Source organism: Cupriavidus sp. 96C5-1 (assembly GCF_057798855.1).
The window spans coordinates 50250-71826 of record NZ_JBYOJU010000020.1; the positions used below are offsets into that span (position 1 = coordinate 50250).

The 21577-nt window shown below is 66.4% G+C and carries 20 protein-coding genes; 18 read left to right on the top strand and 2 right to left on the bottom strand.

The genetic code is table 11. The annotated features are described in order from the left end of the window. The first annotated feature begins 468 nt into the window (after positions 1–468). The 15 genes from AC3FOF_RS21455 (at position 469) to AC3FOF_RS21525 (ending at position 16826) form a co-directional block, all read left to right on the top strand. Positions 469–2550, top strand: coding sequence for a 3-hydroxyacyl-CoA dehydrogenase NAD-binding domain-containing protein (locus AC3FOF_RS21455; RefSeq protein WP_488727716.1), 2082 nt, complete (start codon positions 469–471; stop codon positions 2548–2550). A gap of 107 nt (positions 2551–2657) precedes the next feature. Next, positions 2658–3293 (top strand): bifunctional nicotinamidase/pyrazinamidase, encoded by a 636-nt coding sequence (pncA, locus tag AC3FOF_RS21460; protein ID WP_017223849.1) that lies wholly within the window; start codon positions 2658–2660, stop codon positions 3291–3293. Positions 3294–3424: 131 nt separating this feature from the next. Further along, positions 3425–4603, top strand: coding sequence for an acetyl-CoA C-acyltransferase (locus tag AC3FOF_RS21465; protein WP_488727717.1), 1179 nt, complete (start codon positions 3425–3427; stop codon positions 4601–4603). A gap of 16 nt (positions 4604–4619) precedes the next feature. Next, a complete protein-coding gene (locus AC3FOF_RS21470) occupies positions 4620–5051 on the top strand; it encodes a PaaI family thioesterase (RefSeq protein WP_017223851.1) in 432 nt (143 codons plus the stop codon). Between the two features lie 213 nt (positions 5052–5264). Then, the gene (locus tag AC3FOF_RS21475) at positions 5265–7115 is read left to right on the top strand and encodes an acyl-CoA dehydrogenase (RefSeq protein ID WP_488727718.1); all 1851 of its coding nucleotides are present in this window, start codon (positions 5265–5267) and stop codon (positions 7113–7115) included. Between the two features lie 73 nt (positions 7116–7188). After that, positions 7189–7971, top strand: coding sequence for an SDR family oxidoreductase (locus AC3FOF_RS21480; RefSeq protein WP_488727719.1), 783 nt, complete (start codon positions 7189–7191; stop codon positions 7969–7971). Between the two features lie 95 nt (positions 7972–8066). Next, positions 8067–8510 carry a PaaI family thioesterase gene (locus AC3FOF_RS21485; protein WP_276265628.1) on the top strand — a complete coding sequence of 148 codons (444 nt, stop codon included), beginning with the start codon at positions 8067–8069 and terminating at the stop codon, positions 8508–8510. 207 nt (positions 8511–8717) lie between these two features. Beyond that, positions 8718–10004, top strand: coding sequence for a serine hydrolase domain-containing protein (locus AC3FOF_RS21490; protein WP_488727770.1), 1287 nt, complete (start codon positions 8718–8720; stop codon positions 10002–10004). A 93-nt stretch (positions 10005–10097) separates the two neighbouring features. Then, complete coding sequence (locus AC3FOF_RS21495) at positions 10098–11108, top strand: NADP-dependent oxidoreductase (RefSeq protein WP_017223856.1); 1011 nt, start codon at positions 10098–10100, stop codon at positions 11106–11108. A gap of 135 nt (positions 11109–11243) precedes the next feature. Beyond that, on the top strand, positions 11244–12098 hold the full coding sequence (locus tag AC3FOF_RS21500) for a class II aldolase/adducin family protein (RefSeq protein ID WP_488727720.1): 855 nt from the start codon (positions 11244–11246) through the stop codon (positions 12096–12098). 4 nt (positions 12099–12102) lie between these two features. Then, a complete protein-coding gene (locus AC3FOF_RS21505; RefSeq protein ID WP_488727721.1) occupies positions 12103–12897 on the top strand; it encodes an SDR family oxidoreductase in 795 nt (264 codons plus the stop codon). Between the two features lie 111 nt (positions 12898–13008). Next, the gene (locus AC3FOF_RS21510) at positions 13009–13944 is read left to right on the top strand and encodes a glutathione S-transferase family protein (RefSeq protein WP_488727722.1); all 936 of its coding nucleotides are present in this window, start codon (positions 13009–13011) and stop codon (positions 13942–13944) included. A gap of 81 nt (positions 13945–14025) precedes the next feature. Beyond that, positions 14026–14928 (top strand): SDR family oxidoreductase, encoded by a 903-nt coding sequence (locus tag AC3FOF_RS21515; protein ID WP_488727723.1) that lies wholly within the window; start codon positions 14026–14028, stop codon positions 14926–14928. Between the two features lie 111 nt (positions 14929–15039). Beyond that, positions 15040–15960, top strand: a complete 921-nt coding sequence (locus tag AC3FOF_RS21520) for an alpha/beta fold hydrolase (RefSeq protein ID WP_488727724.1) — start codon at positions 15040–15042, stop codon at positions 15958–15960. A 155-nt stretch (positions 15961–16115) separates the two neighbouring features. After that, complete coding sequence (locus AC3FOF_RS21525) at positions 16116–16826, top strand: aspartate/glutamate racemase family protein (RefSeq protein WP_276266106.1); 711 nt, start codon at positions 16116–16118, stop codon at positions 16824–16826. Here AC3FOF_RS21525 and AC3FOF_RS21530 read toward each other — a convergent pair. After that, positions 16823–17344: an O-acetyl-ADP-ribose deacetylase gene (locus AC3FOF_RS21530; RefSeq protein WP_276266107.1), complete on the bottom strand. Its 522-nt coding sequence runs from the start codon at positions 17342–17344 to the stop codon at positions 16823–16825. The genes AC3FOF_RS21525 and AC3FOF_RS21530 overlap by 4 nt on opposite strands. An 81-nt stretch (positions 17345–17425) precedes the next feature. Further along, entirely contained in the window at positions 17426–18574 is a 1149-nt protein-coding gene (locus AC3FOF_RS21535) for an iron-containing alcohol dehydrogenase (RefSeq protein ID WP_488727725.1), read from the bottom strand. Between the two features lie 297 nt (positions 18575–18871). Here AC3FOF_RS21535 and AC3FOF_RS21540 point away from each other — a divergent pair, with 297 nt between their 5' ends. The 3 genes from AC3FOF_RS21540 (at position 18872) to AC3FOF_RS21550 (ending at position 21510) form a co-directional block, all read left to right on the top strand. Then, entirely contained in the window at positions 18872–19840 is a 969-nt protein-coding gene (locus tag AC3FOF_RS21540; protein ID WP_276268345.1) for an alpha/beta hydrolase, read from the top strand. Between the two features lie 143 nt (positions 19841–19983). Further along, entirely contained in the window at positions 19984–20970 is a 987-nt protein-coding gene (locus AC3FOF_RS21545; protein ID WP_017228275.1) for a tripartite tricarboxylate transporter substrate-binding protein, read from the top strand. Positions 20971–21072: 102 nt separating this feature from the next. After that, entirely contained in the window at positions 21073–21510 is a 438-nt protein-coding gene (locus AC3FOF_RS21550; protein ID WP_488727726.1) for a YbgC/FadM family acyl-CoA thioesterase, read from the top strand. Positions 21511–21577 lie beyond the last annotated feature (67 nt).

A 21577-nucleotide genomic window follows, 5' to 3' on the forward strand; every position in this document is an offset into this window, starting at 1 on the left:
CGGCCGGAGCCGCGACTTCGGCACGGGTGGGGCCTTGTGGGGTCATCCGCGCGGGCAAAGGGCGGAAGTTTACCGGGTTCTCAGGGTAAATCCGAGGGTTGAGGCGGTTTATGTCAGGAAAGTCGTCTACTGTGACTAGAGGTAACCCTCGGGAGCGGACGAATGTGCTGCATGGGACATGGTGCCCCGGGCTTCCCCTGACTTTTTGCCGCCCTCGGGCGCCCGGAATGCACGCCGGCGAGATCCTCCATGAACGGGGCGCATGGCGCTGCCCGGATGCCCCAAAATGAAATTGAACGACCGTGCTATTTTGTGTATGCTTGATCCGCTCGCGATAGGGCGGGCATCGGCCAGGGGGCGTCGGCATGCGGTTTTCCCCCGGGTCGGGCGGTGGCCTGGCGCCTCGCCCAGAACAATAATTCGAGAATTCGAATCCCGAGACAACTTTCAGTTTCCAAAGGAACCAGCATGACAGCGCAGTATCAGGTTCAGGACGGCGTAGCCGTCATCACGCTCGACAATCCCCCCGTGAATGGCCTGGGTCTCAGCACCCGGCTCGGCATCGTCGAAGGCATGACCCGTGCGCTGGACGATGCGGCCGTCAAGGCCATCGTCATTACCGGCGCCGGCAAGGCCTTCTCGGGCGGCGCGGACATCCGCGAATTCAATACGCCCAAGGCCACGCAGGAGCCGACGCTGCATTCGGTGATCAAGGTGGTCGAAGGTTCGAGCAAGCCGGTGGTGGCGGCGATCCATTCCGTGGCCATGGGCGGCGGCCTGGAGCTGGCGCTGGGCTGTAACTACCGCGTGGCTTCGAAGGGCGCGCAGATCGCCCTGCCGGAAGTGAAGCTGGGCCTGTTGCCCGGCGCCGGCGGCACGCAGCGCCTGCCGCGCGTGATCGGCCTGGAAGCGGCCCTGAACATGATCGTGTCGGGCAATGCCATCCCCAGCGAGAAGTTTGCCGGCACCAAACTGTTTGACGAGATCGTGGACGGCGACGTGCTGCCCGCGGCCGTGGCTTTCGCCAGGACGGCAGCTGCCAACCCTGGCCCGTACCCCAAGGTGCGCGACCTGAAGGTCAAGCATGAGAACGCCGAAGGCTTCATCGCCTTCTCCCGCAATACCGTGGCGGCCGTCGCCAAGAACTTCCCGGCGCCGCTGAAGTGCGTGGACGCCGTGGCAGCGTCGCTCCTGCCGTTCGAAGCCGGCCTGAAGGCCGAGCGCGAAGGCTTCATGTACCTGATCACCACGCCGGAATCGCGCGCGCTGCGCCACGCCTTCTTTGGCGAGCGTGCCGCCAGCAAGATCCCGGACGTACCGGAAGGCACGCCGACCCGCAAGCTGGAGAAGATCGCCGTGATCGGCGCCGGCACCATGGGCGGCGGCATCACCATGAATTTCCTGAACGCCGGGATCCCGGTGATCATGCTGGAAACCAAGCAGGAAGCGCTGGACCGCGGCGTGGCCACGATCCGCAAGAACTACGAGAACAGCGCCAAGAAGGGCAAGCTCACGCAAGAGAAGGTCGAGCAGCGCATGGGCCTGCTGACCACCACGCTGTCCTATGACGACATCAAGGACGCGGACATGGTGATCGAGGCCGTGTTCGAGGAAATGGGCGTCAAGGAAATCGTCTTCAAGAAGCTGGACGAAGTGATGAAGCAGGGCGCGATCCTGGCGTCCAACACCTCCACGCTGGACGTCAACAAGATCGCCTCCTTCACCAAGCGTGCGCAGGACGTGGTCGGCATGCACTTCTTCAGCCCGGCCAACGTGATGAAGCTGCTGGAAGTGGTGCGTGGCGAGAAGACCGGCAAGGACGTGCTGGCAACCGTCATGCAGGTCGCCAAGAAGATCAAGAAGACCGCCGTGGTATCCGGTGTGTGCGACGGCTTTATCGGCAACCGCATGATCGAGCAGTACAGCCGCCAGGCCGGCTACCTGCTGGACGAAGGCGCGCTGCCCGAGCAGGTGGACAAGGCCATCGAGAAGTTCGGCTTTGCCATGGGCCCGTTCCGCATGGGCGACCTGGCCGGCAACGATATCGGCTGGGCCATCCGCAAGCGCCGCGCCGTGGACAAGCCGGACATCCAATACTCGAAGACCGCCGACCTGCTGTGCGAGCAGGGCCGCTACGGCCAGAAGACCGGCGCGGGCTGGTACGACTACAAGGCGGGCGACCGCAAGCCGTATCCGAACCAGCAGGTCAACGACATGATCGTGCAGCACTCCAAGGACCTGGGCATCACCCGCCGCAAGATTTCCGACGAGGAAATCGTCGAGCGCCTGGTGTTCGCGCTGGTCAACGAAGGCGCCAAGATCCTGGAAGAAGGCATTGCATCCAAGGCCTCGGATATCGACATGGTCTACCTGACCGGCTACGGTTTCCCGCTGTTCCGCGGCGGCCCGATGCTGTATGCGGACCAGGTCGGCCTGTTCAACGTGGCGCAGTCGATGGCGCGCTACGCCAAGGGCTACCACGGCGAAGCCTGGAAGGCAGCGCCGCTGCTGGAGAAGCTGGCCGCCGAGGGCAAGGGCTTCAACGGCTAAGTCGCGGCCGAGCATAGCCAGGGCGATTCGATGCCGCGCGGCCGGGTAAAGCCGCGCGGGGTTTCCACCACAGATCGCAATGCGGTCACCGGGCAAGGAGTAGCGGCATGGTCAAGCAGTACGGCCCCGAAGATTGCCTGCTGGTCATCGACGTGCAGAACGATTTCATGCCGGGCGGCGCGCTTGCCGTGGCGCATGGCGATGAAGTCGTGCCCGTGATCAACCGCCTCGCGGCGGCGTTTGCGCATGTGGTGCTGACCCAGGACTGGCATCCCGCCGGCCACGTCTCGTTTGCCGCCAACCATGCCGGCACACAGCCGTTCCAGACCGTGGCGCTGCCCTATGGCCAGCAAGTGCTGTGGCCCACGCACTGCGTGCAGGGCAGCCACGGCGCGGCGCTGCACGCCGGGCTGGACGTGCCGCATGCGCAGATGGTGATCCGCAAGGGCCATCATCGCCAAGTGGATAGCTACTCGGCCTTTATGGAGGCCGATCGCATCACCCGCACCGGGCTGGGCGGCTATCTGCGGGAGCGCGGCGTGCGCCGGGTATTTTGCGTGGGACTGGCAACGGATTACTGCGTTGCCTGGAGCGCGCTCGACGCCCGGGCTGCAGGATTCGAGGCCATCGTGATTGAGGACGCCTGCCGCGCCATCGATCTCGGCGGGTCGCTGGCGCGTGCGTGGCTGGACCTGGAAGCCGCGGGCGCGCAGCGCCTGCAGTCGGCCGGCCTGCTGTACTGAACCGTACCGAACCCGACGGATCGCCTGACCAAGCTAATACGGCTGAACGTAGCCAGACACATTGAATGACACTGCCGGACGTGAAGGCACGCCGCAAGTCACCAGATACCAGAGATACCGAGGAGCAAGACATGAAAGAGGCAGTCATCGTATCCACCGCACGTACCGGCCTGGCCAAGAGCTGGAAGGGCGGTTTCAACATGACCCACGGCGCCACCCTGGGCGGCCATGCGGTCCAGCACGCTATCGCCCGCGCCAAGATCGACGCTGGTGAAGTGGAAGACGTGCTGATGGGCTGTGCCAACCCGGAAGGCGCCACCGGCGCCAATATCGCGCGCCAGATCGCCCTGCGCGCAGGCTGCCCGGTCACCGTGCCCGGCGCCACCGTCAACCGTTTCTGCTCGTCCGGCCTGCAGACCATCGCCATGGCCGCGCAGCGCGTGATCGCCGATGAAGGCGACATCTTCGTTGCCGGCGGCGTGGAAAGCATTTCCTGCGTGCAGCAGGAAATGAACCGCCACATGATCCAGGAAAGCTGGCTGACCAGGAACAAGCCGGAAATCTACTGGAACATGCTGCAGACCGCCGAGAACGTGGCCAAGCGCTACAACATCTCGCGCGAGCGCCAGGACGAGTACGGCGTGCGCAGCCAGCAGCGCGCCTTCGCCGCCCTGGAAGCCGGCAAGTTCAACGACGAAATCGTGCCGATCACGGTGCTCGCGGGCGTGGCCGACAAGGCCACCGGCCAGCTGATGACCAAGGAAGTCACGGTCTCGGCCGACGAAGGCATCCGCGGCGACACCACGCTGGAAGCCGTGGCCAAGATCCGCACCGCCATGCCCGGTGGCGTGGTCTCGGCCGGTAACGCCTCGCAGTTCTCCGACGGCGCTTCGGCTGTCGTGGTGATGGACGCCAAGGTGGCCGAGGCCAAGGGCCTGCAGCCGCTGGGCGTGTTCCGCGGCTTCGCCGTGGCCGGTTGCGAGCCTGACGAAATGGGCATCGGCCCGGTATTCGCGGTGCCCAAGCTGCTGAAGAAGGCCGGCCTGACCGTGGGCGATATCGGCCTGTGGGAGCTGAACGAAGCCTTTGCCGTGCAGGTGCTGTATTGCGCCGACACGCTGGGCATCCCGATGGATCGCCTCAACGTCAACGGCGGCGCCATCGCGGTGGGCCACCCCTACGGCGTCTCGGGTGCCCGCCTGGTCGGCCATGCGCTGATCGAAGGCAAGCGCCGCGGCGTCAAGTACGTGGTGGTGACCATGTGCATCGGCGGCGGCCAGGGCGCGGCCGGCCTGTTCGAAGTCCTCTGAGCGACGGCACGGCATCATGGGCGACCATGCAGACCCGGTGCTCGCACATGGCCGTGCGGTGCTGGCCAGCCAGCCGTTTTCCGTGCTGGTCGGCGCCGAGCTGGCTGCGTTGTCCGCGGACGGCCATGCCGAGCTGCGCCTGCCGGTGCGGCAGGACCTGCAGCAACAGCACGGCTTCCTGCACGGCGGCGTGGTCAGCTACCTGGCCGACAATGCGCTGACCTATGCGGGCGGCGCGGCCATGGCGGTGCCGGTCGTTACCTCGGAGTACAAGATCAACTACCTGCGTCCGGCGATCGGCGACCTGCTGATCGCCCGCGCCGAGTGCGTCAGCCGCGGCCGCCAGCAGGCGGTGGCGCGCTGCGATGTCTTCGTGCGCAAGGATGGCGAGGAAAAGCTCTGTGCGGTGGCGCAGGGCACCATCGCACGCCTGGGCGAAGGTAGCTAGAAACAAGGCAGGGAGAGGAGGGCGCGCGAGCGCTTTCTCTTTCCCCATGCCATTGACAGAATTTGCGGTGCGCCGTGAGAGCGCGCCGCCGTGGAGACAGCGACGATCCATGCCGCGAAGCCGCCATGCCATGCCATGTCATGTCATGCGAGGCGCCGCCGCCGGGTCGCGCATCTTTGATTTCCCCTTCCAGTCTGGGAGCCGTTTCCTGCCATGTCGCTGATCCTTTCCCGCCGTGACCTGAACTTCGTGCTGTACGAATGGCTCAAGGTCGAGGGGCTGACCCGTATTCCGCGCTATGCCGACCATTCCCGCGAGACCTTCGACGCCGCGCTCGATACCTGCGAGAAGATCGCCACCGACCTGTTCGCGCCGCACAACAAGAAGAACGACCAGCACGAGCCGCATTTCGATGGCGAGACCGTCACCATCATCCCCGAGGTCAAGACCGCGCTGAAGGCCTTCTGCGAGGCTGGCCTGATGGCCGCCGGGCAGGACTACGAGATCGGCGGCATGCAGCTGCCGGTGGTGGTGGAGAAGGCCGGCTTCGCCTACTTCAAGGGGGCGAACGTCGGCACCAGCTCCTATCCTTTCCTGACCATCGGCAACGCCAACCTGCTGCTCACGCATGGTACGCCGGCGCAGGTGGAAACCTTCGTCAAGCCGGAGATGGAGGGGCGCTTCTTCGGCACCATGTGCCTGTCCGAGCCGCAGGCGGGTTCGTCCCTGTCGGACATCACCACCCGCGCCGATTACGAGGGCGAATCGCCGCTCGGCCAGCAGTACCGCCTGCGCGGCAACAAGATGTGGATCTCGGCCGGCGAGCACGAGCTGTCCGACAATATCGTGCACCTGGTGCTGGCCAAGATCCCCGGCCCGGACGGCAGGCTGATTCCCGGCGTGAAGGGCATCTCGCTGTTCATCGTGCCGAAATACCTGGTCAATGCAGACGGTAGCCTGGGCGAGCACAACGACGTGGTGCTGGCCGGCCTGAACCACAAGATGGGCTATCGCGGCACCACCAACTGCCTGCTGAACTTCGGCGAGGGCATGAAGTACAAGCCGGGCGGCAAGGCCGGCGCAATCGGCTACCTGGTGGGCGAGGCGCACAAGGGCCTGGCCTGCATGTTCCATATGATGAACGAGGCCCGCATCGGCGTGGGCCTGGGCGCGGTGATGCTGGGCTATACCGGCTACCTGCACTCGGTGGACTACGCGCGCAACCGCCCGCAGGGCCGCCCGATCGGCCCCGGCGGCAAGGATCCGGCCAGCCCGCAGGTGCGGCTGGTGGAGCACGCGGACATCCGCCGCATGCTGCTGGCGCAGAAGAGCTATGTGGAAGGCGGGCTGGCCCTGAACCTGTATTGCGCGCAACTGGTGGACCAGGAGCGTGCCGCCGAGGGTGCGGCGCACGAGCGCCTGGCGCTGCTGCTGGATATCCTGACCCCCATCGCCAAGAGCTGGCCGTCGCAGTGGTGCCTGGAAGCCAACAGCCTGGCCATCCAGGTCCATGGCGGCTACGGCTACACCCGCGAGTACAACGTCGAGCAGTTCTACCGCGACAACCGACTCAACCCGATCCACGAAGGCACCCACGGCATCCAGGGCCTGGACCTGCTGGGCCGCAAGGTGGTGATGAAGGACGGTGCCGCGTTTGCGGCGCTGGGCGAAGAGATCCAGGCCACCATCGGCCGTGCGCTGGCCAGTGGCGACGCTGCGCTGGGCAGCCATGCAAAGGCGCTGGGCGCCGCCGTCAAGCGCGTGGCGGAAGTCACGCAGGCGCTGTGGGCGGCGGGCGACGCCGAGGTGACGCTGGCCAATGCCTCGGTCTACCTGGAAGCCTTCGGCCATGTGGTGCTGGCGTGGACGTGGCTGGAGCAGGCGCTGGTAGCGCAGGCTGCCCGCGCGGGCGCTACCAGCCAGGAAGACCAGGACTTCTATCGCGGCAAGCTGGCGGCGGCGGAATACTTTTTCCGCTGGGAGCTGCCCAAGGTGGGACCGCAACTGGACCTGCTGGCCTCGCTGGACCGCACCACGCTGGACATGCAGGACGCCTGGTTCTGAGCACCGGCGGCTGCGCAAGACGATCGGGCGCGCACACGGATGCGCGCCCGCAACACGATATCGGGAGACCCCAATGAACACCATCCAGCAGTTGTTCGATCTCAAGGGCAAGACGGCACTGATCACCGGCGGCTCGCGCGGGCTCGGCCTGCAGATTGCCGAAGCGCTCGGCGAGCAGGGCGCGCGCATCGTGCTGTCGGCGCGCAAGCCGGACGAGTTGCAAGCGGCGCAAGCCCACCTGAAGGCGCTTGGCATCGAGGCTGACTGGATCGCCGCCGACGGCGCCCGCGACGCGGATATCGCGCGCCTGGCCGACGAGACCCTGGCCAAGCTGGGCCATGTCGACATCCTCGTCAACAATGCCGGCGCCACCTGGGGCGCGCCTGCCGAAGATCACCCGGTGGAGGCGTGGGACAAGGTGATGAACCTCAATATCCGCGGCGTGTTCCTGCTGTCGCAGCGCATCGGCAAGCTGTCGATGATCCCGCGCCGTTATGGCCGCATCATCAACGTGGCCTCCATCGCCGGGCTGGCGGGCAACCCGCCGGGCACCATGGAGACCATTGCCTACAACACCTCCAAGGGCGCGGTGGTGAACTTCACCCGCACGCTGGCGGCTGAGTGGGGCGAGCACAACATCACGGTGAACGCGCTGGCGCCGGGATTCTTCCCCTCCAAGATGACCCAGGGCTCGCTGAACCGCCTGGGCGTGGAAGCCATGTGCGCCTCGGTGCCGCTGCACCGGCTGGGCGACGACGAAGACCTGAAGGGCGCGGCGCTGCTGTTCGCCAGCGCCGCCGGCAAGCACATCACCGGCCAGGTGCTGGCGGTGGATGGTGGCGTGAGCGCGGTCTGATCCCGTGCTCTAATGCGGTTGGCATGCGCGTTGCGGGGCTTTCGCCTTGCACTGGTTCCGCAGCCGACCGTACCGTTTCCGCCTCATTAGCCAACATGACCCAAAGCAACGCCTTTCCGCTCAAGATTCCCTTCCTCGCTTCGCTCGGCGTGCAATGCACCCGCATGGACAAGGAGGGCAGCGAGATCCAGCTGGCGCTGGAACAACGCCACCAGAACAGCTGGGACATGGCCCACGGCGGCGTGCTGATGACGCTGCTCGATGTGGCCATGGCCATTGCAGGCCGCGCCGCCGACCCCGACGGCCGCGGCGTGGTAACCATCGAGATGAAGACCAGCTTCATGGCGCCCGGCCGGGGCAATCTGATCGCCCGTGGCCAGTGCGTGCACCGCACCACCACCATGGTTTTCTGCGAGGCCGAGATCGTCGACGGCGAGGGCAGGATCGTGTCGCGCGGATCGGGCACGTTCAAGTACGTCAAGCGCATGCCGCCGCAGCGCGCGTCCGCCGGTGCCGCCGATACCGGCGCCGACGGCTGAACCGGGCGCGGCCGGCGGCGCCAGCCGCGCGCCACCGGCCGGAGAGTCGGGAAAGGACAGCCGTAACACCGGCAGGGAAGCCGGAATCAACCGGCATGCAGCACCTATAAAACCAAGAATGGAGACAAGATGCTGTTTGAACGAATGGCCGCCACGCGGCTGCTGAAACTGACCGTGCTCGCCGTCTGCGGCGCAGGAACTCTTGCCATGTACCAGCCGGGCCAAGCCCAGAATGCCCCCGTTCCGCCTGCCGCCGCGCCGGCGGCACCCAGCTTTCCGTCTGCGGCAGCCACCGACCCCGTCACGGCAGGCTGGATGCAGGGCTTTCCCCCCGCGGCCGACAAGGTCATCAGCTTTACCCCCGCCAGCAATGGTTTCCCGCGTACCCGCTGGAGCTTTTCGCATATCCGCGAACTGGTCCCCACCGCATCGGTCTGGCATGGCCGCGGCCCGGTAGCGGCACTGCCACGCGCCGAGCGCGATATCGGCGGCGTGCCGTTCACGGATGCCGACGGCACCCACCGCACCTTCAGCGACATGCTGGGACTGACCTATACGGACGGCATCCTGGTGATGCACAAGGGCCGCGTGATCTACGAGAAGTACTTCGGCGCGCTGGACGACCATACGCCGCATATCGCGATGTCGGTGACCAAGTCCTTCGTCGGCACGCTGGCCGCCATGCTCGTGGCCGACGGCAAGATCGATCCCGCCGCGCCCGTGACGCGCTACCTGCCGGAAATGGCGGGTACCGCATACGGCGACGCCACCGTGCGCGAGGTGATGGACATGACGGTGGGCGTCAAGTACTCGGAAAACTACGCCGACCCCAAGGCCGAGATCTGGGACTACAGCCGCGCCGGCGGCATGATGCCGCGCGAGCCTGGCTATGCGGGCCCCAAGACGTTCTATGAATTTCTCGGCACGCTGAAGAAAGAGGGCGAGCACGACCAGGCCTTCGCCTACAAGACGGTCAATGCCGAAGTGCTGGCCTGGATCGTCAAACGGACCTCCGGCCAATCGCTCGCCAGGCTGCTGTCCGAGCGCGTGTGGCAGAAGATGGGCGCGGAGAGCGATGCCTATTTCATGGTCGACAGCGTCGGCAGCGAGTCCGGCGGCGGTGGGCTCAACACCACGCTGCGCGACCTGGCCCGCTTTGGCGAAACCGTGCGCAACGGCGGCCGGTTCAATGGCCAGCAGATCATCCCGGCCGAAGTGGTCGCCGATATCCGCCGCGGCGGCGATCCCGCCAAGTTCGCCAAGGCCGGTTATGCCACACTGCCGGGCTGGAGCTACCGCTCGATGTGGTGGGTGTCGAACGATGACCACGGCGTGTTCGAGGCGCGTGGCATCCACGGCCAGCGGATCTATATCGATCCCAAGGCAGAGCTGACCATCGTGCGCTACGCTTCGCATCCGATTGCGGCCAATGGCGCCAACGACCCCGTCACGCATCGCGCGTACCGGGCACTGGCATTGTCATTGATGAAATAAGCGGGCCGCCCCGTCGAGAAGCCGGGGAGGCATCACCCACAACGAACGACAAAGGACGAGTGTCCTTGTCCATTTCACTGTAAGGAAGCCATCATGTCGAACACCTTCAAGCGCATCGTCCTGGCCTCGCGTCCCACCGGCGCGGTTACCCCCGACAACTTCCGCCTGGAAGAGGTGCCCGTGCCCGAGCTGGCCGACGGCGAGGTGCTGGTCCGCAACCACTATCTCTCGCTCGACCCCTATATGCGCGGCCGCATGAACGAGGGCAAGTCCTACGCTACGCCGCAGCCGCTGGGCGAAGTCATGATCGGCGGCACGGTCGGCGAGATCACCGCGTCGAAGAATCCGAAGTATGCCGTCGGCGACAAGGTGGTCGGCATGTTCGGCTGGCAGGAAATGGGGGTCACCAACGGTCTCGGCATCCAGAAGGTCGATACCACCCATATCCCGCTGTCGGCTTACCTTGGTTCGGTGGGCATGCCCGGCGTCACGGCCTGGTATGGCCTGAACAAGATCATCCAGCCGAAGGCAGGCCAGACCGTGGTGGTGAGCGCGGCATCGGGTGCGGTCGGCAGCGTGGTGGGCCAGCTGGCCAAGCTCAAGGGCTGCCGCGTGGTGGGCTTTGCCGGCGGCAAGGACAAGTGCGATTACGTGGTCAATGAACTTGGCTTCGATGCCTGTATCGACTACAAGGCGGCCAAGGACAGCAAGGAGCTGTACACCATGTTCAAGGAAGCCACCCCGGACGGCGTGGATGGCTACTTCGAGAACGTGGGCGGCGAGATCCTCGACACCGTGCTCGCGCGCATGAACGCCTTCGGCCGCATTGCCATCTGCGGCATGATCGCCGGCTACGACGGCCAGCCGATGCCGCTGAAGAATCCGCAGCTGATCCTGGTGTCGCGCCTGACGGTGGAGGGCTTTATCGTGTCCGAGCACATGGACGTCTGGCCGCAGGCCCTGCAGGAACTCGGCACCGCAGTGGCGCAAGGCAAGATCAAGTTCCGCGAAAGCGTCGCCCAGGGCCTGGCCAGCGCGCCGGAAGCCTTCATGGGCCTGCTCAAGGGCAAGAACTTCGGCAAGCAGCTGGTCAAGCTGGTGTAGAAAAGGGGGCGATCCAGCGGCATTTGCCGAAGCCGGCAGGATGCGCCAAAGCCGTCCGAAGTGCCCGACGGTGTTTACTCCCTCTCCCGCCATGGGGAGAGGGGAGCAAGCCAACCAGAAAAGAGGAGACTCCCCATGAATGCCCCTGCAGATAACACCAGGCCCCAGGCCGACCAGGATGAAATGGGCGCCGGCCTGTCCGAGGAGGTCAAGGCCAGGTACCGCATGCTGCCGCGCCCGCCCAAGTTCGATACGCCGGCGGAGGAGCGCCTGCACCGCAAGCAGCGGCTGGCCGCGGCCTTTCGCCTGTTTTCCAGGTTTGGCTTCGACGAAGGCGTGGCTGGCCATATCACCGCACGCGACCCGGAGTTCCCGGATACGTTCTGGGTCAACCCCTTCGGCGTGCATTTCAGCCAGGTCAAGGTGAGCAACCTGATCCGCTGCGATCACCACGGCGATGTGGTGGAGGGCGACTACCCGGTCAATGCCGCAGCCTTCGCCATCCATTCGCGCGTGCACCAGACCCGCGCCGACGCCGTGGCCGCCGCGCACTCCCACAGCACCCATGGCCGCGCCTGGTCCACGCTTGGGCGCCCGCTCGATGCGCTGACCCAGGACGTGTGCGCCTTCTATAACGACCATGCCGTCTACGACGATTTCGGTGGCGTGGTGGTGGAACTGGACGAAGGCCAGCGCATCGCCAACGCGCTGGGCGGCAACAAGGCTGCCATCCTGCAGAACCACGGCCTGCTGACGGTGGGCAAGACGGTGGACGAAGCCGCCTGGTGGTTCATCACCATGGAGCGCTCCTGCCAGGTGCAACTGCTGGCCGAGGCCGCCGCCGCGCGCACCGGCGCGCCGCTGAAAGTGATTTCCGACGCGGCCGCGCGCCAGGCTTACTCGATCGTCGGCTCCGCGCAGGCGGGCTGGTTCCAGTTCCAGCCGCTGTACGCCCGCATCGTGAAGGAACAGCCCGACCTGCTGGACTGAAGCCATGGCCGCGCTTGCACCATTCACCGGCAAGGTCGTGCTGATCACCGGCGCCTCCGACGGCATCGGCGCCGAACTGGCCCTGCTGCTGGCGCAGCAGGGCGCGCGGCTGGCGCTGGCGGCCCGCCGCGTGGACATGCTCAAGGCGCTGGCGGAGCGCATCCGCCGCCAGTACCCGGCCGCCGAGGTGGCGTTCTGGCGCGTCGATGTATCCGATGAGGCTGACTGCCGGCGGCTGGTGGCCACGGTGGTTGCGCAATACGGTGTGCTCGACGTGCTGGTCAACAACGCCGGCGTGTCCGCCCACGGCTACTTCGAGCAGGTCATGCGCGTGAATTACTTCGGCGCCATGTGGTGCACGCGCGAGGCGCTGCCCCACCTGCGCAAGCGCGGTGGCCTGATGGTGGCGGTATCCAGCCTGGCCGGCAAGATCGGCGTGCCGGGCCGCACCGCCTATTCCGCCAGCAAATTCGCGCTGGCTGGCTTTTGCGAGGCGTTGCGCGCGGAGCTGCGCGGCACCGGCGTGGACGTGTGCGTGGTGTTTCCTGGCGTCGTGGCCACCGACACCCGCATCAACGGCTTTGGCCCCGACGGACGTGCGCTGGGTGAAAGCCGGCTGCGCGAGGAGGGCGCCATGAGCGCGCAGGAATGCGCGCGCCAGATGCTGGCGGCCATGACGACGCGCAAGCGCGAGCTGGTCATGACGGCCAAGGGCCGGCTCGGCCTGTGGCTCAAGTTGCTGGCGCCGCGCCTGGTCGAGAACATGGCGCTCAAGGCATTGAAGCAGGCTGGCAGGTAGCCCGCCCCTGCGGGCACGCGCCTCGCGCCAACGCCGGGCAGCATCGGCGGAGCGGAAGGCGGCGGGCATCGGCAGTACAACCAGGCAGACAACACGAGCAATCCGGATATCATGGCAGACCTTATCCTGCACCAATACGCAACCTCGCCGTTCTCGGAAAAAATCCGCCTGCTGATGGGTGCCAAGGGCCTGGACTGGCAGGCGGTGGAAATCCCGCCGATCCTGCCCAAGCCCGATGTGGTGGCGCTGACCGGCGGCTACCGTCGCACCCCCGTGCTGCAGGTCGGCGCCGATATCTATTGCGATACCGCGCTGATCTGCGAGGTGATCGACCGCGTGGCGCCCGCGCCCGCGATCTATCCTGCCGCGCAGGCCGCCAGCGCGCGCCTCGCCGCCGGCTGGATCGACACGGTGCTGTTTACCGCGGCCGTCACCTACCTGTTCCAGCCGGCCGGCGTGCAAAGCATGCTGGGCCACCTCACGCCGGCGCAGATCCAGGCCTTCTCGGCCGACCGCAAGGCCATGCGGGGCGACACCAATGCGCTGCGCATGCCGCTGCCGGAGGCTATTGCCCTGCTGCACGAGACCTTCGGCCGGCTCGAGCAGCAGTTCAATGCGGGTGTCGCGCATGTGGCCGGGCCGGAACTGTCGGTGGCGGATTTCTCGCTGTATCACAACGTCTGGTTTATCAAGCGAGCCAGCGAGCTGGCAAGCATTCTGGATGCCTATCCGGCGCTGCAGGCCTGGTACGCGCGCATGCAGGCCCATGGCCATGGCAAGGTCCGCGTGGTCACCGGCGCGGACGCCCTGACCGTGGCGCATCGCACCGATCCCGCGCCACAGCCGCGCGGCGTGGCCGCCGGTAGCGGTTTCGAAGCGGGCGACGCAGTCACGGTGACGCCCACCGATTACGCGCGCGATCCGGTGGCGGGCGTGCTGGTGGCGCTGGATGCGCACACCGTCGCGCTGCGGCGCCAGGATCCGCGCGCGGGCGCCGTCAATGTGCACTTCCCGCGCCAGGGTTATCAGGTACAGCGCGCGGGCTGACGCGCGCGGCTCGCCGCACTGGGGCGCGCACGAGTTCAACCATAAAAGCGAAATAAGCGACATAGACGAGAGGACGACAAGATGAAGCAATTCCAGGGTAGGGTCGCGGTGATCACCGGTGGCGCATCCGGCTTCGGCAAGGAGTTCGCCAAACAGGCCGCGGGGCTCGGCATGAAGCTGGTGCTGGCCGATGTGCAGGAGGACGCGCTGGACGCCACGGTGGCGGAATTCAAGGCCCAGGGCGTCCCGGTGATCGGCGTGCGCGTGGATGTGTCCAAGGCCGAACAGGTGCAGGCCCTGGCCGATGCCGCGATCGCCGCCTTTGGCCAGGTCAACCTGCTGTTCAACAACGCGGGCGTGGGTGCCGGCGGCCTGATGTGGGAAAACACGGAGCGCGACTGGGAATGGGTGCTGGGTGTCAATCTCTACGGCGTGATCCACGGCGTGCGCATCTTCACGCCGCTGATGCTGGCGGCGGCGGAGAAGGATCCGTCGTTCGAGGGCCATATCGTCAACACGGCCTCGATGGCCGGCCTGCTCAATCCGCCCGCGATGGGCGTCTACAACGTCTCCAAGCATGCCGTGGTGTCGCTGTCGGAATCGTTGTACCAGGATCTCAGCCTGGTCAGCGAGCAGGTTCATTGCTCGGTGCTGTGCCCGTATTTCGTGCCGACCGGGATCACGCAGTCGGGCCGCAACCGGCCGGCCGGACTGGCCAACGATGCACCGCCCACGCGCTCGCAGCTGGTGTCGCAGGCCATGTCGGACAAGGCGGTCAGCTCGGGCAAGGTCACTGCCGCCGAGGTGGCGCAGCTCACTTTCGATGCGATCCGCAACCAGGGCTTCTATATTTACTCGCATCCGCAGTCGCTGGCGCCCGTGCGGCAGCGCTTCGAAGATATCATTGGCCAGCGCAACCCGGGCGACCCGTTCGCCGACAAGCCGGGTGTGCGTGACGGGCTGGTGGCGGCGTTGCGCGGATAGCCAGCAACAAGCAGGCAGCCCGGGCGGGCGGCGCTTTCCCCGCCGGCCGGGTCTGCTGCGCAGCAGCAAGTCCATCGGAGACGGTCAGCCATTGCGGCAAGGGAGGATTTCATGACCAAACCTGCAGTCATTCGCCATCTGCAATATGCCACCTTGCCCAACGGCACGCGCCTGCACTATGCCAGCGCGGGCGAGCGCGGCAAGCCGCTGGTGCTGTTCGTGCACGGCTTCCCGGAGTTCTGGTACGAGTGGGAAGCCCAGCTCGCCGAATTCGGCAAGACCCATTTCGCGGTCGCCCCCGACCTGCGCGGCTTCAACCTGTCCAGCAAGCCGGCCGACGTGGAGGCCTACCGGCCCCGACACATCGTCGAAGACCTGGTGCAGTTCATCAGCGCACTGGGCTACTCGCACTGCGTGGTGGTCGCCCATGACTGGGGCGGCGCGATCTGCTGGAACCTCGCCATCCAGTTCCCGCAACTGGTGCAGCGGCTCGTCATCATCAACTCGCCCCATCCCTATGTGTTTGCCAAGGCGCTGACCAGCGATCCGCAGCAGCAGGCCGCCTCCGCGTATATGAACTGGCTGCGCCAGCCCGGTTCGGAAGAGGCGCTGGCGGCCGATGGCTTCGCCAGGCTGGAGGGCTTCCTGAACGGCCAGGGCAAGCAGGCGGCGCCCTGGTTCGCCGGCGAAACGCGGGAGAAGTACCACGCGGCATGGTCGCAGCCCGGCGCCGGCGGCTCGCATCCGCTGACCGGCGGCGTCAATTATTACCGCGCCTCGCCGATGCATCCCCCGGGCCCGGGCGAGACGCCGCCCGATATTTCCAAGCTGGATCCCGCTGCCTTCACCGTGCGGGTGCCCACGGTGGTGATCTGGGGCGAGCGCGACACCGCGCTGCCCAAGAGCCTGCTGGACGGCCTGGACCAGTTCGTGCCGGACATGCGGCTGGAACGCATCCCCGACGGCACCCACTGGGTGGTGCACGAGCAACCCGAGCGCATCAATCTGCTGATCCGCAGCGCCTTGCCCTGAGCGTGCGGCTGGCCGGCCCGCTGCCGGCCAGCCGTGACCGGCGAGCCCGCCGGCGCTGGCCCGGCGGGAAACCGGCCGACTGTGCATGGGCCGTGGCCCCGCCTGCTGCTACATTGGCCGGATCCGAAAGCGCCAGTGCGCACAGGGAAGGTCAAATGAAAACGATCGGACTGATCGGCGGCATGAGCTGGGAATCCTCGGCCGAGTACTACCGCCTGATCAACCAGGACATGAAAGCGCGGCTTGGCGGGCACCGCAACGCGCGCAGCGTGATGGTCACGGTGAGCTTCGAGCAGGTCAAGGCGCTGCAGCACGCGCAGCGCTGGGACGAACTCGGCGAGTGCATGCAGCAGGCCGCCTTGCAGGTACAGGCGGCGGGGGCGGATTTCGTGCTGCTCTGTACCAACACCATGCACCGGGTGGCGCCCGCGCTGGAAGCGGCGCTCGACATTCCCTTCCTTCACATCGTCGATCCCACCGCGCAGGCGTTGCGGGACGCCGGCATCGCGCGCGTGGGCCTGCTCGGCACGGCCTTCACCATGGAGCAGGCGTTCTATCGCGGCCGCATGCAGGACATGCACGGCATCGAGGTGGTGGTGCCCGACGCCGCGGACCGCGCGCTGGTGCACCGGATCATCTACGACGAACTCTGCCACGGCATCGTGCGCGACGGATCGCGCGATGCCTACCGGCGCATTATCGGCGGCATGCAGGCGCAGGGCGTGGGCGGCGTGATCCTCGGCTGCACGGAGATCGCGCTGCTGATCGGGCAGGACGACGTGGCGCTGCCGGTGTTCGATACGACTGCGCTGCATGCGCGCGCGGCGGTGAGCCGCGCGCTGGAGGGGGTGGTGGTTGGGGGCTAGCTCAGGCGCTGCCGATACAACCTGTAGTTCTCGTCGTCGAAGCAGACGAAGCTCACCTGCTCGATGCCGGGCGCCTTGGCCAACGCCTTGCGCACTGCATTGATGGCGATATCGACGGCGCGCTCGCGTGGGAAGCCGTAGATGCCGGTGCTGATATTGGGAAAGGCGAGGGTGCGCAGCTTGTGCTGCGCGGCCAGCGCCACGCTCGCCTCGTAGGCACTGGCAAGCAGGGCGTCTTCGTTGTGGTTGCCGCCTTCCCACACGGGGCCGACCGCATGGATGACATAGGGCGCGGGCAGCAGGCCGCCGGTGGTGATCACCGCCTGTCCGGTGGGGCATCCGCCCTTGGTTTCGCGGATGCCGCGGCAGGCGGCCATGATGGCGGGACCGCCGGCGCCATGGATGGCGCCATCGACACCGCCGCCACCGAGCAGGCCGCTATTGGCAGCATTGACGATGGCGTCGACTTCCATGCGGGTAATGTCTCCGTGCAAGACCTGCAGGTGTTCCCCTGTCATGACCTCTTCTCCGTGCTGGTTGGATAAAGCTGGATCGCCCCGGCTGTTCCGCGCACCTGTGCTGCCGGCCCGCCGCGGCACTTACATGGATTCCGCCAGCATACGCCGATAATCCTCGGCGCTGGCCTCTTTTGGGTTGGTCTTGTGGCAGTGGTCCACCAGCGCACCGGCGATCACCTTGTCGAACATGGCTTCGGTGACGCCCATCTGCCGCAGGCCGGTGGGCAGCCCGAGGCGCGCGGTCATGTCGTGCACGGCCTGGGCCAGGTCGGCATCCTTCGGCAAGCCCATGGCGTGGCGCAGGCGGGCGTAGCGGTTGTCGCGCACCACGCTGGGCGCATCGGCGTTGAAGCGAAGTACAGCCGGCATCACCACCGCGTTCAGGGTGCCGTGGTGCAGGCCGGTCTTGCCGTCGATCTTGAGGCCGCCGAGCGGGTGCGACAGCGAGTGCACGCAGCCCAGCCCCTTCTGGAAGGCCATGGCGCCCTGCATGGAGGCGCTCATCATGTTCAGCCGCGCCTCGCGGTCCTGGCCGTCGCGCGTGGCGCGTTCGATATGAGCCCAGCCGCGCTCCAGCCCGTCCAGCGCGATGCCGTCGGCGGGCGGGTTGAAGGCGGGTGCGAGGAAGGTCTCGACGCAATGCGCGATCGCGTCCATGCCGGTGGCGGCGGTCAGGCCGGCGGGCAGGCCGAGTGTGAGGCCCGGGTCGCAGATGGCGGATTTCGGCAGCAGGTGCCAGGAATGGAAGCCGAGCTTGCGGCCGTCTTCCAGGATGATGATGGCGCCACGCGCGACTTCGCTGCCCGTGCCGGCGGTGGTCGGCACGGCGATCAGCGGCGCCGCGCGCTCGGTGATCTTGCCGCTGCCGCCTTCGATGGTGGCGTAGGTGGTCAGCTCGCCGGGGTGGGTGGCGAGGATCGCAATGCCCTTGGCGAGGTCGATGGAGGAGCCGCCGCCCACCGCCACCAGCCCATCGCAGCCGCTTTCCCGGTATTGCGCGGCGGCTTTCCTGACCATGGCCTCGGTCGGGTTGGACGGCGTTTCGTCGAAGAGTTCGTGGGGCAGGCCGCCCAGCGCGTCGATCGCCTGCCGGGCTACACCGGCGGCGACCACGCCTTTGTCGGTGACCACCAGCGGGCGGCGGATGCCGATACGCTCGCACTCCGCCTTGAGCTGGCCGATGGTGCCGAAATCCAGGTGGATATGGGTGAGGTAATAAATGAAGGCCATCTGTACTGTCTCCGTCGGTGAGGTAATTTCTGTTTTTTCTGACGATGGTCGATGATCGCGCAAAACCTGCCACCCTGACCAGCCCTAGGGAAATTTCATATGTACTGCTGCAGAAACATCTGGAATCATACTAAAATCGAACGACCGTTCACAATTAGAACACCGGTTTGCTGATACCGCCGGAAATCCGGCTGTCTTGCCCGAGCTTCGTTGTCCATTGCATTGATCCGCCTTATGTCCGCTGCGCCGTCTACCCCGTCCTCCGGATCCGCTCACCCTGCGCCCGCATCGCCAGGCATGCCGTCGGCTCCGCTCGAACCGCAGGTGGCGGCGCTGCTGGAGCTGATCGGGCGCGTCAAGCGTCCGAGCATCCACGAGCTGGACCCGATTGACGCGAAGACCGCCTACGAAAAAAGCGCGCCCATCATGGATATCGCGCCGCTGCCCGTGTACAGCGTGGAAAACCTGTCCGTGGCCGCGCGCGATGGCTATCACATCCCGGTGCGCCTGTACGCACCCCGGGAAGCCAGCTGGGCCGACCCGCTTCCCCTCCTGCTGTATTTCCATGGCGGCGGTTTCACCGTCGGCAGCGTCAATTCGCATGATCCGCTGTGCCGGCTGCTTTGTCTGCGGGCGGATTGCATGGTGCTGTCGGTCGACTACCGGCTCGGCCCCCAATGGAAGTTCCCTCACGCGGCCAACGATGCGTTCGACGTGATGCGGTGGGTGTTCGACGAAGCCGCGCGCCTGGGCGCCGATGCCACCCGCATCGCCCTGGGCGGCGACAGTGCGGGCGGCACGCTTGCCGGCGCCTGTGCGGTGCATGCTCGCGATCTGGGCCTGTCGCCGGTGCTGCAGATGCTGATCTACCCCGGCACCAGCGCGCGGCAGGACACGCCGTCGCACCGGGCGCTGGCCGAGGGCTATCTGCTGACGGGGCCGATGATCCAGTGGTTTTTCTCGCAATACCTGGACAGCGAGGCCAGCCGCGACGACTGGCGCTTTGCCCCGCTCGACGGCGGCGGCAAGGGCGCCGATGTGCACGGCTGCTGCCCGGCGTGGATCGCCGTGGCCGGCTATGACCCGCTGCACGACGAAGGTGTGGCCTATGCGGCCAAGCTGCGCGCTGCGGGCGTGCCGGCGCATCTGGCGGACTATCCGGGCATGATCCACGATTTTTTCAAGCTGGGACGCTTCGTCCCGGCGGTGGCCGGCGCCCATGCGGACGCCGTGGCGGCCTTGCGCACCGCCTTCGACCGCGGCTGAGCCCGGTTCGCCGCGCAATCGCCGCAACCATCCCGAAGCGGTCGCAGACCCCCCGTTCCAGCTGGCCTCGGCTTTGGCTTTACTTGTAGTGCATCACCTTGTAGTGCATCACCTTAAGCAGTAGAAACAGGAGACAGAGACTCATGCAACGCCGCCATTTCCTCGCCCAAGCGGGCGCGCTCGCCGCCACCGCGGCAACCCTGGGGCTGGCCAGCGCACCGGCCCTCGCGCAGGCGGACAATTTCCCGCAACGCCCGATCCGGCTGATCATCGGCTACACCGCCGGCGGCTCCACCGACCTGCCGTTCCGCGTGCTGGCCGAGAACGCTTCCAAGATCTTCGGCCAGCCGGTGATCATCGAGAACAAGCCGGGCGCCGGCGGCGTGCTGCCGGCCCAGCTGATGCAGACGACCCAGCCCGACGGCTACACGCTGGCCCAGGTAGCGATGCCTGTCTACCGCCTGCCGTACACCACCAAGATCAACTGGGACCCGGTCAAGGACCTCTCCTATGTGATCAACCTGGCCGGCTATTCGTTTGGCCTGGTGGTGCCCGTGGATTCGCCGATCAAGACGATGCAGGACTACATCGCCTATGCCCGTGCCAACCCGGGCCGGCTCACCTACGGCTCGCCGGGCTCGATGACCACGCTGCACCTGACCATGGAAGAGCTGGCCATGAAGCAGAACGTGCAGTTTTCGCACATTCCCTACAAGGGCAACTCCGAATCGATGCAGGCCCTGCTGGGCGGGCATGTGATGTCGGTGGCGGACACGCCAGCCTGGGCGCAATACGTGGAAACAGGCAAGCTGCGCCTGCTGTCTACCTGGGGCGAGAAGCGCTCGGCGCGCTTCCCCAATGTGCCGACGCTCAAGGAACTGGGCCTGGGCATCGTGCAGACCTCGCCGTTTGGCGTGGTGGCGCCGAAGGGCACCGACCCGAAGGTCGTCAAGAAACTGCACGATGGCTTCAAGAAGGCCATGGAAATGCAGAATTACCGCGATGCGCTGGCCAAGTTCGATATGGAGCCGTTCTATATGGGCAGCGAGCAATACGCCCACTTTGCCGCGGATACGGTGAAGAAGGAGAAGGCCATCATCGACAAGCTGGGGCTGAACAAGCCGCAATGAGCGCGGCATAGCCCGCATCTGGCCGGTGCCGCCCTGTCCGGGGGGGCGGCGCCGTTTTCACACTGGGCCGGAGTCCGGCCGGCAATCAAGGGGAACGCCGTCATGGCAAAGGAAGATTTCCGCCACAGCATGCCGCTGCGCGTGCGTTGGGCCGAGGTCGATCCGCAGTCGATCGTCTTCAATGCGCATTACCTGACTTACTGCGACATCTGCGTCACGGAATACTGGCGCGCGGTGGGAATCCGGTACCCGGAGGATGTGCTGCACGCGCATGGCGTGGATATCTTCGTGGTCAAGTCCACGTTGGAGTACCACGCTTCCGCGCGCTTCGACGACATGCTGGATATCCGCGGCCGGATCGCGCGGCTGGGGCGCTCCAGCATGCTGTTCCGGGTCGAGATGTACCGGGGGGATGAGCACCTGATCACCGGCGAGATCGTCTACGTCTGCGCCGATCCCGCCACGCAGAAGTCGGCGCCGATTCCCGGGCCGGTACGGGAGACCGTCACGGCTTACGAGGTGGTGAAGCCGGAAGCTTGAGCATTCCCAGGTTTGCGCGTTGACGGTGCCGGCCCCGCTGGCCGGCGCCGCCAGCGCCGGCTCGGGA

Bases quoted from the DNA above. Each gene is read 5' to 3' on its own strand.
- AC3FOF_RS21505 (WP_488727721.1), top strand. From the start codon at position 12,103: ATGGCCGCGCTTGCACCATTCACCGGCAAGGTCGTGCTGATCACCGGC.
- AC3FOF_RS21545 (WP_017228275.1), top strand. From the start codon at position 19,984: ATGCAACGCCGCCATTTCCTCGCCCAAGCGGGCGCGCTCGCCGCCACC.
- AC3FOF_RS21480 (WP_488727719.1), top strand. From the start codon at position 7,189: ATGAACACCATCCAGCAGTTGTTCGATCTCAAGGGCAAGACGGCACTG.
- AC3FOF_RS21515 (WP_488727723.1), top strand. From the start codon at position 14,026: ATGAAGCAATTCCAGGGTAGGGTCGCGGTGATCACCGGTGGCGCATCC.
- AC3FOF_RS21530 (WP_276266107.1), bottom strand. From the start codon at position 17,344: ATGACAGGGGAACACCTGCAGGTCTTGCACGGAGACATTACCCGCATG.
- AC3FOF_RS21490 (WP_488727770.1), top strand. From the start codon at position 8,718: ATGTACCAGCCGGGCCAAGCCCAGAATGCCCCCGTTCCGCCTGCCGCC.
- AC3FOF_RS21475 (WP_488727718.1), top strand. From the start codon at position 5,265: ATGTCGCTGATCCTTTCCCGCCGTGACCTGAACTTCGTGCTGTACGAA.
- AC3FOF_RS21495 (WP_017223856.1), top strand. From the start codon at position 10,098: ATGTCGAACACCTTCAAGCGCATCGTCCTGGCCTCGCGTCCCACCGGC.
- AC3FOF_RS21535 (WP_488727725.1), bottom strand. From the start codon at position 18,574: ATGGCCTTCATTTATTACCTCACCCATATCCACCTGGATTTCGGCACC.
- AC3FOF_RS21525 (WP_276266106.1), top strand. From the start codon at position 16,116: ATGAAAACGATCGGACTGATCGGCGGCATGAGCTGGGAATCCTCGGCC.
- AC3FOF_RS21550 (WP_488727726.1), top strand. From the start codon at position 21,073: ATGGCAAAGGAAGATTTCCGCCACAGCATGCCGCTGCGCGTGCGTTGG.
- AC3FOF_RS21520 (WP_488727724.1), top strand. From the start codon at position 15,040: ATGACCAAACCTGCAGTCATTCGCCATCTGCAATATGCCACCTTGCCC.
- AC3FOF_RS21470 (WP_017223851.1), top strand. From the start codon at position 4,620: ATGGGCGACCATGCAGACCCGGTGCTCGCACATGGCCGTGCGGTGCTG.
- AC3FOF_RS21465 (WP_488727717.1), top strand. From the start codon at position 3,425: ATGAAAGAGGCAGTCATCGTATCCACCGCACGTACCGGCCTGGCCAAG.
- AC3FOF_RS21485 (WP_276265628.1), top strand. From the start codon at position 8,067: ATGACCCAAAGCAACGCCTTTCCGCTCAAGATTCCCTTCCTCGCTTCG.
- pncA (WP_017223849.1), top strand. From the start codon at position 2,658: ATGGTCAAGCAGTACGGCCCCGAAGATTGCCTGCTGGTCATCGACGTG.
- AC3FOF_RS21510 (WP_488727722.1), top strand. From the start codon at position 13,009: ATGGCAGACCTTATCCTGCACCAATACGCAACCTCGCCGTTCTCGGAA.
- AC3FOF_RS21540 (WP_276268345.1), top strand. From the start codon at position 18,872: ATGCCGTCGGCTCCGCTCGAACCGCAGGTGGCGGCGCTGCTGGAGCTG.
- AC3FOF_RS21500 (WP_488727720.1), top strand. From the start codon at position 11,244: ATGAATGCCCCTGCAGATAACACCAGGCCCCAGGCCGACCAGGATGAA.
- AC3FOF_RS21455 (WP_488727716.1), top strand. From the start codon at position 469: ATGACAGCGCAGTATCAGGTTCAGGACGGCGTAGCCGTCATCACGCTC.